The following is a 16,329-nucleotide window of genomic DNA, read 5'->3' as shown; positions in this document are numbered from 1 at the left end:
CCGGCTAAGCCTATGTGGTGAGGGGGCCTTCACGTCACCTTCCCGGCGCGGTGTGGACGATCAGGACGTTGCGGTCCGCGCGCCGTCACACGCCGAGCCTCGCCCGCTCGCGCGGACTCGGCCGGCTCCCAGGACTGTACGGTGGTTTTCGGTGTAACTCCTGATCAGGGAGATACACCTGATGAGTACCGTCATTCAGGCATCTGCCGACACAGACTTGGGGGAGGCCGCGGTGCGCGGGCTGGGCAGTGAGTCACACTGCCGACGACGCGGCCCGAACCGTGCACCCCATGCACGGCGAGGAGCCACAAGCTCGGCCATTCGGGGCCGAGAAGCTGACCGTATGAACCGGTGTGTGATCGGCCAGGAGGATTCACGGGAAATGGAAGCTGTTCTCTTCGACATGGACGGGCTTCTCGTCGACAGCGAGAAGATCTGGTTTCAGGTGGAGACCGAGGTGATGGAACGACTCGGCGGCGAGTGGGGGGAGGCCCACCAGGAGAACACGGTGGGCGGCTCCCTGGCGGTCACCGCGGCCTACATGCTGCGGGTCTCCGGTGGTGACGCCGACTGCGCCGAGGTGGAGACCTGGATGCTGGAGGGCATGATCGCCAAGCTCTCGGGCGGGGTGGAGATGATGCCCGGGGCCCTGGAACTGCTGGCGGAGGTGCGCGAGGAGGGCCTGGCCACCGCGCTGGTCACCTCCTCGGCCAGGCCGATCGCCGAGGCGTGCCTGAAGAGCATCGGCGAGCACAACTTCGACCACGTGGTCACCGCTGACCACGTCACCAGGACCAAGCCCCACCCCGAGCCCTACCTGACGGGGGCCCGGCTGCTGGGGGTCGATCCGGCCCGCTGCGTCGCCCTGGAGGATTCCCCGAACGGGGTGACGTCGGCCACCGCCGCGGGCTGCCGGGTGGTGGCGGTGCCGAGCGTGCTGCCGATTCCCTCCGCGCCCGGCCGCCTCGTCGTCGGCTCGCTGCTGGAGGTCGACGTGGCGGTCCTGCGTTCGCTCTCCCTCGGGGAGTCGCCCCTCGCCGAGTCACCCGCCCGCGGGTCCTCCGCCGCCGGTCCCGCCGACGGTTAGTCCCTCCACGAAGAACTCCTCGGCGGGTGGCCGGCAGGGCGGACGGCCACCCGGGGGACGGTCCGATGGGGGACGTCCCTGATCTTTCACGCGAGCCGGGCCGTATCCCTTAGGGGGTGATCCCTCCTCAGGAAGGAGGGCCCGTCCCGATTTGACGTGCCAGGATGGATATCCGGGTAAGCCGATATGAGGGGCGGTCCGCTGTGTCGTACGAACAGATCGCGTGGTTGCCGCTCTGCGCCGGGGTCACCGGTGTGGGGCTGGTACTGAGTTTCCTGCTGATGCGACGCCGGGGCGCCGCGGCGGGATTGCGTGCGGTGGCCTGGTCGCTGTTGCCCATCGCCGCCTACCTGACCGGCGCGCTGCCGACCGTGTGGCGGATCGGCACGGCGATCGGCGGGTTCCTCACCGGTCTGGTGTTCAACCCCGTGGTGTGGTCCGGGGTGGCGGTGACCGGGTTGTCCGTGCTGCTCTTCCTGGTCTCCGGTTTCATGCGTGGCCGCCGCCTCAAGGCCGCGGCGTCCGGGGCGTCTCCGGCGTCCCCGGCGTCCGCCACGGGCGCCCCGACGCGGAGCGAGGCCGTGACATCGGGTGTGCCCGGCGCGACGGCCGCCACGCAGCCGCTCCCCAAGCGCACGCCCGCGCCCTCGCCGGTCTCCCGGGCAGCCGGATCGAAGCCCGCGGCGAAGCCGGCCGCCGACGACGACTTCTCCGATATCGAGGACATCCTCAAGCGCCGCGGGATCGGGTGACGCTGGGTAACCGCCTCATTTCAATGTCACGAATCCGAGACAGAAGCGGAACGGCGTCCGGACATTACCTTCAAGATCAAAACGAATGAATTTCGCGTGAATCACAGTTGAGCCACATAGCGCCTCAGGGGACTGGTCAGCGCAGTTCAGCCCATAGATTCTGCCCTCGGGACCACTAATAACGGCCCGTAGACTAACGGCGCGCTACCCCGACCCGGGGAACGCGTTAACGGACGACGTCGTCTGGGATCCAGGGGGCCAACTGTATGACCGCACCGCTCGACGCCCCCGGCAAGGCCCCTGAGGTCCCGCCGGAGGCAGTGCTCGCGGGGGCGGGCGTGAAAGCCATCCAAGGCCGATCGCTCGGACAGATCGCATGGATGCGCCTGAAGCGCGACAAGGTCGCGCTTGTCGGCGCCGGCGTGGTCGTCCTGCTGATCCTCACCGCGATCTTCGCTCCGCTGATCGTGGACGTGTTCGGCCACCCGCCGAACGAGTTCCACCAGGAGATGATCGACACCTCCACCATGACCCCCCAGGGCGGTACGGGCATCAGCGGGGACTTCCTGTTCGGGGTGGAGCCGGTCAACGGCCGCGACCTTTTCAGCAGGGTGGTCTACGGAGCACGGATCTCGCTGCTGATCGCGGTCCTCGCCACCGTGCTCTCGGTGGTCATCGGCACCGTCATGGGAGTGATGGCCGGTTACTTCGGCGGCTGGGTCGACACCCTGATCAGCCGCACGATGGACGTCTTCCTCGCCTTCCCCCTCCTCGTCTTCGCGATGGCCCTGGTCGGTGTCCTCGGCCAGTTCGAGCAGAGCCTCGGCGTGACGGGCGACACGTTGCGCATCGGCCTGCTGATCTTCGTGATCGGCTTCTTCAACTGGCCCTACATCGGCAGGATCATCAGAGGCCAGACACTGTCACTGCGGGAACGCGAGTTCGTCGACGCCGCCCGCAGCCTGGGCGCACGCGGACCGTACATCCTGTTCCGGGAGATCCTGCCGAACCTGATCGCGCCGATCCTCATCTACGCGACGCTGCTCATTCCCACGAACGTCCTGTTCGAGGCCGCGCTCTCGTTCCTGGGAGTCGGCATCCAGGCGCCCACGGCGACCTGGGGAGGCATGCTCTCACAAGCGGTGAAGTTTTATAACGTGCCGCATTTCATGTTCTTCCCTGGCATGGCGATCTTTATCACGGTGCTGGCTTTCAACCTCTTCGGCGACGGGCTGCGCGATGCCCTGGACCCGAAAGCGTCCCGTTGACCTTCAACCTCCCGTTCTCCCGGATTAACAAGGGGTGCAAGTAAATGAACAAGAAATCCGCAGTGGCCTTCGCGGCCGCGGGTGCCGCTCTCTCCCTGGGGCTGTCCGCCTGCGGTGGCGGTGGCGGCAGCGAGACGAAGCCGGCCGACGGCTCGTCGGGCGCGCCGGCGGCCGCGGAGGCGTTCAACGCCGGACTCGAGGCGGTGTTCAACCCTTCCGACAAGAAGGGTGGCGTCCTGAAGATGGCGATCTCCGAGGACTGGGACTCGGTGGACCCCGGTGACACCTACTACGCGCTCTCCTGGAACCTCATCCGGATCTACGGCCGTTCGCTGGTGACCTACACCCCCGCCCCCGGCGCCGAGGGCCGCAAGCTCTCCCCGGACCTGGCCGAGAGCCTGGGCGAGTCGAGTGACGACGGCAAGACCTGGACCTACAAGCTTCGCGCCGGTCTGAAGTTCGAGGACGGCACGCCGATCACGTCCAAGGACGTCAAGTACGCGGTCCTGCGGTCCATGGACAAGGAGACCCTTGTCAACGGCCCCACGTACTTCAACGACTGGCTGGACCTGCCGAAGGACTTCAAGAGCGTCTACAAGACCCCGGACGTCAACACCGACTCCGCGATCGAGACGCCGGACGACCAGACGATCGTCTTCCACCTGAAGAAGGCCTACGGCGGCTTCGACAACTTCGCGGCGCTGCCCGGCACGATCCCGGTCCCCAAGGACAAGGACACCGGCGTCAAGTACCGCGAGCACGTGGTCGCCTCCGGCCCCTACAAGTTCGACAAGGTCGAGGCGGGCAAGCAGTACACCCTGGTCCGCAACGAGCACTGGGACCCGGCGACCGACCCGATCCGCAAGGCGCTGCCGGACAGCTACGAGATCTCCCTCGGCGTCAACGCCGACGACCTGGACAACCGGATCATCTCCGGTGACCTGCACATCGACCTCGCCGGCTCGGGCGTCCAGCCCGCCGCGCTCGGTCGCGTGCTGGGCGACCCGACGCTGAAGGCCCGGGCGGACAACCCCACCGGCGCCCGCACCTGGTACACCTCGATCATCTCCGACGTGGCCCCGCTGGACAACGTGGACTGCCGCAGGGCGGTCATCTTCGCCGCCGACCGGGTGGGTCTGCAGAACGCCTACGGCGGCGAGTTCGCCGGCGGTGACATCGCGACCGGTCTGATGCCGCCGTCGATCGGCGGCTGGAAGAAGCTGGACCTCTACCCGACCGGCACCGGCGACGTGGAGAAGGCCAAGGAGGCCCTCACCGCGTGCGGCAAGCCCGACGGTTTCGAGACCACCATGGCCTACCGCGCCGACCGTCCCAAGGAGAAGGCGACCGCCGAGTCGCTCCAGCAGGCGCTGGCCAAGGCCGGCATCAAGCTGACGCTCAAGGGTTACCCCACCGGTGACTACTTCGCGCTCTACGCCGGCAAGCCGGACTTCGTGAAGAAGAACGGCATCGGCCTGGCCACCAACGGCTGGGGCGCCGACTGGAACGACGGCTTCGGCTTCATGTCGCAGATCGTCGACAGCCGGACCATCCGTGAGTCGGGCGGTAACTACAACCTCAGCATCAAGGACAAGGAGATCGACGCGAAGATCGACCAGGTCTTCCAGGAGAGCGACGTCGCCAAGCGTGACGCGCTCTGGGGCGAGATCGACCAGAGGGTGATGGAGCAGGCCTACGTGCTGCCCTCGGTCTGGTCCAAGGGTGTCCTCGTCCGTCCCCAGGGCGCGACGAACGTCTTCGTCACCGGTGCGTTCGACATGTACGACTACCTGAACCTGGGTGTCCAGTAAGCGTCGGAAATCCAGTTCGGTTAGTCGAGTTCGGTTAGTCGAGGCTTGAAGGGGCCGGCCCGCGGGGCCGGCCCCTGGAGCCGGGGGGACTGTGGTCACTTACATCATCCGCCGCCTGGTCGGCGCGCTGCTCATGCTCGTCATCGTGAGCATGGTCACCTTCTCGATCTTCTTTGTGATTCCCCGCATCGCGGGCGCCACGGCCGAGGACTTCGCCAGCCGTTACATGGGCAGGTCCGCCGACTCGGAGATGATCGCGGTCACGGCGGAGAAGCTCGGGTTCAACGACCCGGTTCCCGTGCAGTACGGCCGCTGGATCTCGGGCGTCTTCGTCGGCTCGGAGTTCGACACGGGTGCCTCCATCGAGGAGTGCCCCGCCCCCTGTTTCGGCTACTCCTTCATCAGGCGGCAGCCGGTCTGGCCCGACCTGGTGGAACGCATCCCGGTGACCCTCTCGCTCGCCCTGGGCGCCTCGGTGATCTGGTTGTTCGGCGGCGTCGCGACAGGCGTGCTGTCCGCGCTGAGAAAAGGCACGATCTTCGACCGGGCGGCGATGAGCATCGCGCTCGCCGGCGTCTCTTTGCCGATCTTCTTCACCGGCATCGTCTCCCTCGTCGTCTTCAGCTACGGGTTGGGCATCACCGCGCCGGGCGGCAGTTTCACGCCGTTCTTCGAGAATCCAGCGCAGTGGGCCTACAACCTCCTCCTGCCATGGATCACACTCGCGTTCCTCTACGCCGCGTCCTACGCGCGTCTGACCAGGGCGGGAATGCTGGAGACCATGAGCGAGGACTACATTCGCACGGCCAGGGCCAAGGGCATGCAGGAGTCCAGGGTGGTCGTCAAGCACGGGCTGCGCGCCGCGCTGACACCCATTCTGACGATCTTCGGTCTGGACCTCGGCCTGCTGCTCGGTGGCGCGGTGCTCACCGAGAGCACGTTCTCCTTGAAGGGCATCGGCGACTACGCCGTCCAGGCCATCGTGACGAACGACCTTCCGAAGATCATGGGGGTCACCATGGTCGCGGCGCTCTTCGTCGTACTGGCCAGTCTGATCGTCGACCTGCTGTACGCGGTGGTCGACCCGAGGGTGAGGCTTGGATGAGCGCTCCGTCGAGCTTTCTCGAACTGAGGGACCTGCGGATCCACTTTCCGACGGACGACGGCCTCGTCAAGTCGGTCGACGGGCTCTCCTTCCAGCTGGAGCGCGGCAAGACGCTCGGCATCGTGGGCGAGTCCGGATCCGGCAAGAGCGTCACCTCGCTGGGCATCCTCGGCCTGCACAAGGGAGGCAGGGCGAAGATCTCCGGCGAGATCTGGCTGGACGGTGAGGAACTCGTCTCCGCCTCGGCCGACCACGTCAGGACGTTGCGCGGCAAGAAGATGGCGATGATCTTCCAGGATCCGCTCTCCGCGATGCACCCCTTCTACACGGTGGGCGCGCAGATCGTGGAGGCGTACCGGATCCACAATCAGGTCAGCAAGAGGGTCGCGCGCAAGCACGCCGTCGAGATGCTGGGCCGGGTGGGCATCCCGCAGCCGGACAGGCGCGTCGACAGCTATCCGCACGAGTTCTCCGGCGGCATGCGCCAGCGCGCGATGATCGCCATGGCGCTCTCCTGCGACCCGGAGCTCCTCATCGCGGACGAGCCGACCACGGCCCTCGACGTGACGGTACAGGCGCAGATCCTGGACCTGATGCGCGACCTGCAGCGCGACTTCAACGCCGCGCTGATCGTCATCACCCACGACCTGGGTGTCGTCGCGGAGCTGTCGGACGACATCCTGGTGATGTACGGCGGCAAGGGCATCGAGTACGGCACGTCGGAGAGCATCTTCGAGCGGCCGGAGCATCCCTACACCTGGGGCCTGCTGGGATCGATGCCGCGCCTGGACCGGGAGCGGACCGAACGGCTGCTGCCGATCAAGGGCACTCCGCCCTCTCTGATCAACGTGCCCGCCGGGTGTGCCTTCCACCCGCGCTGCGAATACGCCGACCGTACCGGCGGAAGGGCGAACACCGAGGTGCCCGAGCTGGTCGAGGGCGAGGGCGGCCATCTGGTCCGGTGCCACCTGCCCCGTGAGGTCAGGCGGGACATCTGGGAGAACGAGATCAAAGCGAACCTGGAGTCCTCGTGAGCGAGCGAGCCGACACACCCGTCGCCCAGGCCGTGCGTTCGACGAACGGAAAGTCTGTGACCGAGCCAATTCTGTCAGTGCAAGGGCTGGAGAAGCACTTCCCGGTGACCAAGGGCCTGCTCAAACGCCAGGTCGGTGCGGTCAAAGCGGTCGACGGGATCAGCTTCGACGTCTTCAAGGGGGAGACCCTCGGCCTGGTGGGCGAGTCCGGCTGCGGCAAGACCACGACGGGGCGCATGATCACCAGGCTCATCGAGCCGACCGGCGGGAAGATCGTCTTCGAGGGACACGACATCACCCACATGTCGCAGTCCAAGATCCGGCCGCTCCGGCGCGACGTGCAGATCATCTTCCAGGACCCCTACTCCTCGCTCAACCCCCGCCACACGGTCGGTGCCATCGTCGGCGCGCCGTTCCGCATCCAGGGGATCCAGACCGAGCAGGGCACCAAGAAGGCGGTCCAGGAGATCCTGGAGCTGGTCGGGCTCAACCCCGAGCACTACAACCGCTACCCGCACGAGTTCTCCGGCGGCCAGCGCCAGCGCATCGGCATCGCCCGCACGCTCGCGCTCAAGCCCAAGCTCATCATCGCCGACGAGCCGGTCTCCGCGCTGGACGTGTCGATCCAGGCGCAGGTGGTCAACCTCCTGGAGGACCTGCAGGACGAGCTCGGCCTGACCTATGTGGTCATCGCGCACGACCTGTCGGTGGTCCGGCACATCAGCGACCGGGTCGCGGTCATGTATCTCGGCAAGATCGTCGAGTTGGCCGACCGCAAGGCGCTGTACGAGTCGCCCATGCACCCGTACACCAACGCGCTGATGTCCGCGGTGCCCGTCCCGGACCCGGCCCGGCGCAGGGATCGCGAGCGCATCCGTCTCCAGGGCGACGTGCCCAGCCCGCTCAACCCGCCGCCCGCCTGCCGGTTCCACACCCGGTGCTGGAAGGCCCAGGAGATCTGCAAGAAGGTGGAACCACCGCTGGAGACGCTGGCTCCGGGACACCAGGTCGCCTGCCATTTCCCGGAGAACGCCCCCACGGAGCAGCCGCCCCTGCAGGCCGTCTCGACCTGACCGCACTCGCCCCGCTCCCCGTACGCCGCGCGGGCGGGTGCGTCGTGAGGGCGCCCCGGCGCCTTCGCGAGCGGGGCAGGGGCGCCCAAGGTCGGCGCGGGCGCGTGAGAGGCGTCAGGGAAGCGCGCCCGGCGTGATCAGGCCGGTCTCGTACGCCAGGACGACGGCCTGGACGCGGTCGCGCAGGCCCAGCTTGGTGAGGACGTTGCCGACATGGGTCTTCACCGTCGTCTCGCTCACCACCAGTTCGGCGGCGATCTCCGCGTTGGACATGCCCTTGGCGATCAACCGGAGCACCTCCAGCTCGCGCTCGGTCAGCCGGTCAAGGCGCGCAGGGGTCGACTGCTGGTGCATCGAGGGCAGGTGCGCGCCGAACTTGTCCAGCAGCCGCCTGGTGACGCTCGGCGCGACGATGGCGTCGCCCGCCGCCACCACCCGGATGGCCTGCACCAACTCCTCGGGCGGGACGTCCTTCAGCAGGAACCCGCTCGCCCCGGCGCGCAGCGCCTCCACGATGTACTCGTCGAGGTCGAAGGTCGTCAGCACCAGCACCCGCGGCACGTGCGCGCCCACGGTGGCCTCCCGCACGATCCTGCGGGTCGCCTCGATGCCGTCCACGCCAGGCATCCGGACGTCCATCAGCACCACGTCGGGCAGCAGCGCCCGCGACTGGTCCTGTGCCGCCTTGCCGTCTCCGGCCTCGCCGACCACGGTGAGATCGGCCTCGGCCTCCAGGATCAGGCGGAAGCCGGTGCGCAGCAGTGGCTGGTCGTCCACCAGCAGCACTCTGATCGTCATCACGTGTCCTTGAGGGGGAACCGGGCATTGACCTCGAATCCGCCCCCGTCGCGCGGGCCGATCCTCAGAAGTCCACCATAGAGGGCGACACGCTCGCGAATACCCGCCAATCCGTGCCCGGTCGCCTCCCCGTCCTCCGCACGCGCCCGCGGGCCGAGGCCGTCGTCCTCGACCTGGATGGCCAGCTCGCCCGGTTCGTGCCGCACCCTCACCCAGGCCCGTGCCTGCGGCCCCGCGTGCCGCAGGCTGTTGGTGAGGGCCTCCTGGACGAGTCTGTACGCGGCGAGGTCGACACCGGGAGGCAGCGTTCTCACCGTCCCTGCCGTCCCTGCCGTCCCTGCCGTTCTCACCGTCCCCGCCACCTCCGCCGCTCCTGCCGTCTCCGGGGCGGCCCGCTCGCCCTCGATGCACAGCTGCGTCCGCAGCCCCGCCTCGCGCATCTGGTCGACCAGGGCGGGTATCTCGCGCACCCCCGGCTGCGGGCTGCGCTCGACGAGGGCCCCCTCGGTCCTGAGCACGCCCACCATGCTGCGCATCTCCGCCATCGCCGTCCGGCCGAGCTCCTCGATCGCCGACAGCGCCTCTCTCGCCCCCTCTGGGTTGCCGGCCAGCACCCGGCGCGCCGCGGCGGCCTGGACGGTCATCACACTCACGTGGTGGGCGACCACATCGTGAAGCTCGCGGGCGATACGGGAGCGTTCCTCGGCCCTCGCCGCCCGGGTGTCGGCCTCCCTGACGCGTTCCATGCGCCGCGCCCGGTCACGCAGCTCCGCCTGGTAGGCCCGGCGCAGCAGCGCGTTCCGGCCCGCGATCCACAGGGAGACGGTGAAGACGGCCATCAGTAGATGGCTGCTCCACTCGCCGAGCCGGCCCCCCGCCGCCGCCGACAGGAGGTGACCGGCGAGGGCGAGCGCAGGGGCGCACAGACTGAGAGCCAGGCCGCGCCGGGCGGCGATCGTGTAGACCAGCACCAGGGTGACGAGCCAGAGCAGGGAGGGGTTGCGTCCCGTGGAGGCCAGCGTGACCTCGGCCACGCAGACCAGGAAGAGCATCAGGAACGGCCGGTGGCGGCGCAGCGCCACCGACAGGCAGCCCGCCACGATCAGGCCGAGACCCATCGCGTCCGGCTCCCTCAGACGGGCGGGATCGCCGAAGGCGTGGGCCACGTGGGCGAAGGGGACCGAGGCGGCGGCCAGCACTCCACCGAAGATCACGTCGGGAATCAGCGGGTGCCCGTGGAACCATGCCCGCAGGCTGCCGATGGTGTCGCGCACACAATCAATGTAGGCGCCCCTCCGCCGGTGCCACCCTGCCAGAGGTGGATATCACCCTCATCCCCACGAAGGACGGTGCCGATGGCGACGCTGGCGCGTCGCGGTGAGGCCGCTCTTGTCCGGCTCCTTCCCTCGGAGAACGAGATCGTTCGTTCCTCACGACCCCGTTCTCCTCACTCCAGTCCCCGGCGCGGCCTCACGGGTCGTCCCTCCAGGACAGATCACGGGCATGTCTGCGGGGATGTTTCCCGAGGCAGGTCGCGTTGGGGGGGGGGGCAAGCGTCATCACCGCGACGCGTAGTGTCGCGATCGGAACAGCCACTACAGTTCGTCGGTGGCCGCCCGCGAGATCTTGGCGGAGCGCCGGTTGCTGCGAACGGTGTCGCCCGGCTGCCGCTCGGGGACGGGCGGGGGAGTGCCGCCGAACTCCGGGCACAGGTCCTTGTAGCTGCACCAGTCGCACAACCTGCTGGGCCTGGAGCGCCACTCGCCGGTTTCCAGCGCGCGCTCGATCGCCTGCCACAGGGCCTGGACCTTGCGTTCGGTGGCCAGCAGGTCGGCTTCGTCGGGGGTGTAGCGCAGGACCTCACCTCCGCCCCCGAGGTACATCAGCTGGAGCATGCGGGGCACCGAGCCGCGCAACCGCCACAGGACCAGCGCGTAGAACTTCATCTGGAACAGCGCCTTGGCCTCGAAGGCGGGACCCGGGGCGCTGCCGGTCTTGTAGTCGACGACGCGGACCTCACCGGTGGGCGCCACGTCCAGCCGGTCGATGTAACCCCGCAGCATCAGACCGCTGCCGAGCACCGCCTCCACGTAGAGTTCCCGCTCCGCGGGCTCCAGACAGGTGGGGTCCTCAAGGGTGAAGTAACGCTCCAGCATGACGCGGGCCTGGGCCAGCCACTCGGCGCGGTCGTCGTCGCCGGTGAACATCCCGGCATAGGAGGGGTCCTCCTGCTGGAGCCTGTGCCATTGGGGCTCCAGCAGGTCGTGGGCCGCGGAGACCGTGCGCTGCGGGGCGGGAAGGTCGTACAGGCGTTCCAGCACCGAGTGGACCATCGTGCCCCGCACCGCGGCGGGCGACGGCGGCTCGGGAAGCCGGTCGATCACCCGGAAGCGGTAGAGCAGCGGGCACGTCATGAAGTCACCCGCGCGCGACGGCGACAGGGCTCCGACGATCGTGGGCTCGGTCGGTGACATGACCGCACTGTAGGTCACGGTGACGACAGTTTGTGCCCGAGGTGCCCCCGTGGCGCCTACCGGAGGCCCGATGGCGCGTACCATCGAGGACTGAGGGTGGATTGAACAAGGAAATGGTGAAGCAGCGGTGAGCAGCGACAGCCCACGCCAGGACAGTCCAGGGCTGCTGATGGGCCGCCCGTTCGGCATCCCGATCTACGTCTCGCCGACCTGGTTCATCGTGGCGGCGTTCATCACCTACTCGTTCCAGAGCGTGGTGGCCTACCGGCTGCCCGATCTGAGCATCCCGCTCACCTATGTCGTCGCGTTCGTCTTCGCGGTGCTGCTGTACGTCTCGGTGCTCCTGCACGAGCTGGCGCACTGCGTGGTGGCCAGGATGTACGGCCTGCCGGTACGGCGCATCACGCTCTACCTGCTCGGCGGCGTCTCGGAGATCGAGCGCGAGCCGGAGACCCCGGGCAGGGAGTTCATGGTGGCCTTCGCCGGGCCGCTGCTCTCGCTCGGGCTGGCCGCGATCGGATTCGCCGCCTCCTACGTCATCGACCCCGGCACGATCGCCGGCGTCCTGGTCTTCCAGCTCTGGCTCGCCAACCTGATGGTCGGGATCTTCAACCTGCTCCCGGGGCTGCCGCTCGACGGCGGGCGCATGCTGCGGGCCGGCGTCTGGAAGATCACCCGCAAGCCGCTCTCCGGCACGGTCGCGGCGGCCTGGGCGGGCCGGGTGCTGGCCGTCGCCCTGGTCGTACTGCCCGTCGGGCTGACGCTGGTGGCCGGGCAGGAACCGGGCCTGATGCTCATCTGGTCGCTGTTGCTCGCCGCCTTCATCTGGTTCGGCGCCACCCAGTCGCTGCGCGGCGCCCGCGTGCGGGCCCGGATCCCCGAGGTCAACGCCCGCGCCCTCGCCAGGCGGGCCATCGCGGTGACCGGCGACGTGCCGCTGGCCGAGGCCCTGCGGCGGGCCGGGGAGGCACAGGCGGGGGCGATGGTGGTGGTCGACCACGAGGGTCGTCCCACGGGCATCGTGAACGAGGTCGCGGTGGAGTCCACCCCGGAGAGCCGCCGCCCCTGGGTGACGGCGGGTTCGCTCGCGCGCAGCCTGGAGCCGTCGCTGGTGCTGGCCGCGGACCTGGAGGGCGAGCCGCTGATCGACGCCATGCGCGATGCTCCGGCCGGGGAGTATCTTCTGGTGGAGCGGGGCGGCGAGATCTTCGGCGTGCTCGCGACCTCGGACGTGAACCGCGTGTTCAGCGGGGTTTAAGCGAACCACAGGTGATTTACAGGCGTCTCACTGGATACTCGCCGAAGACAGGGGATGGCAGGAGAGGAACGTACCTGTTCGTCCCACTCGTCTTCGGCTCTCACCAGGACTAGGGTTTTGGCCAGCGAATGGGCTGGCCACGTAGCTTAAGGGACGTCAATTGGCACCCCCCCAAACACCGGCGCCTGCCGGTGATCTGACGCCGGATCTTCTCGGCGCCCCCGAATGGACCGACCAGATGGTCGCGGCCGCGGGCATCCCCATGTACGACATCCCCTTCCTGACGGTCGGTGGTGGCATGGGATCTTTTGTGACGCTCGACTACCTCAGGATCTACGGCGTTCCCACCTCGCAGATGCGGGTGGTGTCCAACATCGACCATCCGTGGCAGACCTACGAGTTCCTCACCAGATGCTCGCAGATCCCCCGGGGTGAGCGGATCCGCTCCGACTCCTCCTCCCGCCCGGACAACCTGTGGGGTTTCCCCTCCTACGCCCTGGAAGAGGCGTGGAAGGAGAAGAAGCCGTCATACCTGTGGCAGATCCTCACCGAGCCCCTCCTGAACGACTACTGGACCCCGCGCGCCGGCACCGTCTTCGAGAACCTCGAACGCGAGGCCAAGCGCATCAACTACTGGGACATGCTGGTCAAGGGGCAGGTGCGGATGGTCCGCCGCAGGGCGGGCGGCGGCTACTTCACCGTGGTCACCCCGCCCGACGGCGCGGCGCCGACCAAGCGCATCATCTTCCGGTCGCGCTTCGTGCACATCGCGATCGGCTACCCGGGCCTGAAGTTCCTGCCGGACCTGCAGGAGTTCCGCACCAAGCACGGTGACTACCAGCGCGTCGTCAACGCCTACGAGCCGCACGAGCAGGTCTACGAGTTCCTGAAGACCCGGCCGGGCACCGTGGTCATCCGCGGTGGCGGCATCGTCGCCTCCCGGGTGCTCCAGCGGCTGTTCGACGACCGGGAGCGACATAACCTGCAGACCCAGGTCATCCACATCTTCCGCACGTTCGTCAGCGGCTCCCACGGGCCGCACATCTGGTCGCGCCGCAAGGGCGGGGACGGCTGGGCCTACCAGGGCTTCAACTATCCCAAGTCGGTGTGGGGCGGCCAGCTCAAGGCGCAGATGCGCAAGCTGGAGGGCGCCGACCGTGCGAGGAAGTACAAGGAGATGGGCGGTACCAACACCCCCTACAGGCGGCGCTGGCAGGAGCAGATGCGGGCGGGCCGCAGCGGCGGCTACTACCACCCCGTGCAGGGCACCGTCGACCGCGTGGAGCAGAGCCACGACGGGCGGCTCGTCAGCTACGTGCGCAGCAGCGACGGCATCGTCCGCGAGCCGGTGTCCGACTACATCATCGACTGCACGGGTCTCGAGGCCGACATCGCCGAGCACCGGATCTTCGCGGACCTGCTCCAGCACGGCGGGGCGTTCCGCAACCCGGTGGGCCGGCTGGAGGTGGAGCGACACTTCGAGGTGAAGGGGACGGCCAACGGTGACGGTGCCCTCTACGCCTCGGGGTCGGCTACACTCGGCGGCTACTTCCCCGGCGTCGACACCTTCCTCGGCCTGCAGATCGCAGCACAGGAGATAGCGGACGACCTGGCGAAGCGAGGATTCGTCAAGAAGATGGGGCCGCTACGGTCGACCTCGCAGTGGTTCAAATGGGCCCGCAACTCGCCGGTGTAAGGAGTAGTTCTCGTGGTTCCGACCCTGCTGGGCCGTATTCAGACGCGCCTGCTCATGCTCGCCACCGTCGGCGTGGTCATCACCCTGCTGATCGTTCCGCTGCTCCCCGGTTCCGGGCCGCTCTCCGGCCGCTACGTCAACGGCCTCCTGGTCATCGCGGCGGTGGCCGTGCTGGGGGTCGTCTGGGAGCTGATATACCACTTCCTGATGCAGTTCAGATGGGAGAAGGACTGGCCGACTCTCTTCGGCCTGCTGACGCTCGTCCCCGAAGGTCTTGTGCTGTACTTTTTGCTACGGTCCGGTGCGGTTGATTTCATCGATCCGGTCCCACCGGCCGCCTTCTGGACGCATTTCACCGTCGTCTGGGTATGCATCTGGTTGGTGACGAACGGTCCCATGAGGGTGCCGTTCATCCGATGGCGTTTCCGGGGAGGGAGAGTTCTGTGACCGACCAGGGCTTCGGAGTGGTGCGTCCGCTTCCGGGCAACGGGCTGGTGGCCCACGAGGGTGGCCTGCTGCTGGTGTGCGACGCGGCCGAGGCCGTCGTTGAGGATCTGCTGGGAGCGCTGCGGGAGACCGCGGCCTCCGGCGGCGACGGCAGGGCGCTGGCCCGCCGCGTCGCCCAGATCCTCGCCGCCATGATGGGTGAGCCGGTGGCGTGCGCCGTCGCCGGCCCCGTCGGCGGGGGAGTGGCCGTCCTGGTCAGCGGCCCCGCGTTCGCGTCGGTGACCGGCGCGAACGGTGAGATCCAGCTCGCGGGGCGCGACGCGCTCACCTGGTCCGACCGGCTGGTTCCCGGCCCGGTGACCCGGGTGGAGCTGCGCCTGCCCGATGCGGAGGCCGCGCACCCGCTCTCCCGACTGGACGCCGGGGTGATCGTCGCGGGCGGGGTCTCGTGCGACCCGACCGAACCGGGCGCCGCCCCGCGTGCCGTGCCACGGGCGGAGTCCGCCGCCCCCCAGGGGCAGCACGTCCAGCAGGCACAGCACGCCGCCCCCCGGATGGAGCCCGCGGTCCCCGAATCCGTCCCGATGTCCGCGCCGCCCGAGCGGTCGGCACCTCCCGCGTGGTCGGCGTCTCCGGAGCCTCCGCCCTACCCCATGGGCCCGGCCGATCCCTACCCGCCGGTCGCCCCGCCCGCGGAGCCGCGGCGCGAGCCGCAGCCGCAGGGGTGGCACTCCGAGCCGATGCCGCAGGGCCCGCTCTCCTCTCCCGGTCACCCGGGTGTGCAGTCCGGCGGTCCCTCCACCGGGCCCGCTCCCGCGGTCGTCCACCACGAGGACATCGACACCGCCATGGCGAGCGGGATCGGCGGCGATCCCATCGACGTGCGCGACCAGCCGTTCGAGTACGAGTTGCTGACACCCGGGGGAGCGCAGCAGCCGGGAGGCGAACCCTCCGCCGCTCCCGCGCCCGGCCCGGCGGCCGAGCCCGAGGCGCGGCCGCTGGTCTACGGGGTCGACTGCAAGAACGACCATTTCAACGACCCTCGCGTTCCCTACTGCGCGGTCTGTGGCATCGCGCTGGTCCAGCGCACCCTCGTCCCCTACAAGGGACCGCGCCCGCCGCTGGGGGTGCTGCTCCTGGACGACGGCCTGACGCTGCGGCTCGACACCGACTATCTGGTGGGCCGTGACCCCGAGCGGGCTCCCGAGGTGGCGGACGGCTCGGTGCGCGCGGCCAAGGTCACCAGCCCCGACGGCTCGGTCTCCCGCCGTCACCTGCGGGTGGCGCTGGACGGCTGGGACGTCAACCTGGTCGATCTGGGGTCGGTCAACGGCACCCAGATCCAGCCGCCCGGTGACCCCAACTTCTACGACATCCCGCCGAACGAGCCGGTCGCGATCCTGCCCGGCACCACCGTGCGGATCGGCGTCTCACGCACCATGCGCTACGAGTCGCACCGCAACCGCTGAGGAGCACCCCTCGCCTTCTTCGGCGGCACGGCCGTGGGCCGTGCCGCCGATACGCGT

Annotated in this window: 14 protein-coding genes; 11 read left to right on the top strand and 3 right to left on the bottom strand. The window is 68.8% G+C overall.

Going from position 1 to position 16,329, the window contains the following annotated elements:
* The first annotated feature begins 382 nt into the window (after positions 1 to 382).
* The 7 genes from ACFY3V_RS21230 (at position 383) to ACFY3V_RS21200 (ending at position 8,130) form a co-directional block, all read left to right on the top strand.
* On the top strand, positions 383 to 1,087 hold the full coding sequence (locus ACFY3V_RS21230; protein WP_350947670.1) for an HAD family phosphatase: 705 nt from the start codon (positions 383 to 385) through the stop codon (positions 1,085 to 1,087).
* A gap of 203 nt (positions 1,088 to 1,290) precedes the next feature.
* A complete protein-coding gene (locus ACFY3V_RS21225) occupies positions 1,291 to 1,839 on the top strand; it encodes a cellulose synthase (RefSeq protein WP_389775529.1) in 549 nt (182 codons plus the stop codon).
* A gap of 266 nt (positions 1,840 to 2,105) precedes the next feature.
* Positions 2,106 to 3,107 (top strand): ABC transporter permease, encoded by a 1,002-nt coding sequence (locus ACFY3V_RS21220; protein WP_362897264.1) that lies wholly within the window; start codon positions 2,106 to 2,108, stop codon positions 3,105 to 3,107.
* Positions 3,108 to 3,151: 44 nt separating this feature from the next.
* Positions 3,152 to 4,918: an ABC transporter substrate-binding protein gene (locus ACFY3V_RS21215; protein ID WP_362897263.1), complete on the top strand. Its 1,767-nt coding sequence runs from the start codon at positions 3,152 to 3,154 to the stop codon at positions 4,916 to 4,918.
* Between the two features lie 91 nt (positions 4,919 to 5,009).
* Positions 5,010 to 6,023, top strand: a complete 1,014-nt coding sequence (locus ACFY3V_RS21210) for an ABC transporter permease (protein WP_362897262.1) — start codon at positions 5,010 to 5,012, stop codon at positions 6,021 to 6,023.
* The gene (locus ACFY3V_RS21205) at positions 6,020 to 7,057 is read left to right on the top strand and encodes an ABC transporter ATP-binding protein (protein WP_362897261.1); all 1,038 of its coding nucleotides are present in this window, start codon (positions 6,020 to 6,022) and stop codon (positions 7,055 to 7,057) included. Before ACFY3V_RS21210 ends, ACFY3V_RS21205 begins: the two co-directional genes overlap by 4 nt.
* Before the next feature lie 56 nt (positions 7,058 to 7,113).
* Entirely contained in the window at positions 7,114 to 8,130 is a 1,017-nt protein-coding gene (locus tag ACFY3V_RS21200) for an ABC transporter ATP-binding protein (protein ID WP_389775522.1), read from the top strand.
* Between the two features lie 114 nt (positions 8,131 to 8,244).
* Here the strand turns inward: ACFY3V_RS21200 and ACFY3V_RS21195 are convergent, their stop codons facing one another.
* From ACFY3V_RS21195 to ACFY3V_RS21185, 3 genes are all read right to left on the bottom strand, one after another.
* Positions 8,245 to 8,928, bottom strand: coding sequence for a response regulator transcription factor (locus ACFY3V_RS21195; protein ID WP_350947663.1), 684 nt, complete (start codon positions 8,926 to 8,928; stop codon positions 8,245 to 8,247).
* Positions 8,928 to 10,202 carry a sensor histidine kinase gene (locus ACFY3V_RS21190; RefSeq protein WP_389775518.1) on the bottom strand — a complete coding sequence of 425 codons (1,275 nt, stop codon included), beginning with the start codon at positions 10,200 to 10,202 and terminating at the stop codon, positions 8,928 to 8,930. Before ACFY3V_RS21190 ends, ACFY3V_RS21195 begins: the two co-directional genes overlap by 1 nt.
* A 321-nt stretch (positions 10,203 to 10,523) precedes the next feature.
* On the bottom strand, positions 10,524 to 11,402 hold the full coding sequence (locus ACFY3V_RS21185) for a RecB family exonuclease (RefSeq protein WP_362514319.1): 879 nt from the start codon (positions 11,400 to 11,402) through the stop codon (positions 10,524 to 10,526).
* Positions 11,403 to 11,571: 169 nt separating this feature from the next.
* Here ACFY3V_RS21185 and ACFY3V_RS21180 point away from each other — a divergent pair, with 169 nt between their 5' ends.
* From ACFY3V_RS21180 to ACFY3V_RS21165, 4 genes are all read left to right on the top strand, one after another.
* Entirely contained in the window at positions 11,572 to 12,660 is a 1,089-nt protein-coding gene (locus tag ACFY3V_RS21180) for a site-2 protease family protein (protein ID WP_362897393.1), read from the top strand.
* Between the two features lie 160 nt (positions 12,661 to 12,820).
* Positions 12,821 to 14,356, top strand: coding sequence for a hypothetical protein (locus ACFY3V_RS21175; protein WP_362897258.1), 1,536 nt, complete (start codon positions 12,821 to 12,823; stop codon positions 14,354 to 14,356).
* 12 nt (positions 14,357 to 14,368) lie between these two features.
* On the top strand, positions 14,369 to 14,803 hold the full coding sequence (locus tag ACFY3V_RS21170) for a hypothetical protein (protein ID WP_350947659.1): 435 nt from the start codon (positions 14,369 to 14,371) through the stop codon (positions 14,801 to 14,803).
* Entirely contained in the window at positions 14,800 to 16,272 is a 1,473-nt protein-coding gene (locus tag ACFY3V_RS21165; protein ID WP_362897257.1) for an FHA domain-containing protein, read from the top strand. Before ACFY3V_RS21170 ends, ACFY3V_RS21165 begins: the two co-directional genes overlap by 4 nt.
* Positions 16,273 to 16,329 lie beyond the last annotated feature (57 nt).

Origin of the sequence: Streptosporangium sp. NPDC000095 (genome assembly GCF_042899335.1) — a bacterium.
GTDB lineage: Bacteria > Actinomycetota > Actinomycetes > Streptosporangiales > Streptosporangiaceae > Streptosporangium.
This window is presented reverse-complemented; position numbering and strand designations above follow the sequence as displayed.

Bases quoted from the DNA above. Each gene is read 5' to 3' on its own strand.
- ACFY3V_RS21230 (WP_350947670.1), top strand. From the start codon at position 383: ATGGAAGCTGTTCTCTTCGACATGGACGGGCTTCTCGTCGACAGCGAG.
- ACFY3V_RS21220 (WP_362897264.1), top strand. From the start codon at position 2,106: ATGACCGCACCGCTCGACGCCCCCGGCAAGGCCCCTGAGGTCCCGCCG.
- ACFY3V_RS21215 (WP_362897263.1), top strand. From the start codon at position 3,152: ATGAACAAGAAATCCGCAGTGGCCTTCGCGGCCGCGGGTGCCGCTCTC.
- ACFY3V_RS21205 (WP_362897261.1), top strand. From the start codon at position 6,020: ATGAGCGCTCCGTCGAGCTTTCTCGAACTGAGGGACCTGCGGATCCAC.
- ACFY3V_RS21195 (WP_350947663.1), bottom strand. From the start codon at position 8,928: ATGACGATCAGAGTGCTGCTGGTGGACGACCAGCCACTGCTGCGCACC.
- ACFY3V_RS21185 (WP_362514319.1), bottom strand. From the start codon at position 11,402: ATGTCACCGACCGAGCCCACGATCGTCGGAGCCCTGTCGCCGTCGCGC.
- ACFY3V_RS21180 (WP_362897393.1), top strand. From the start codon at position 11,572: ATGGGCCGCCCGTTCGGCATCCCGATCTACGTCTCGCCGACCTGGTTC.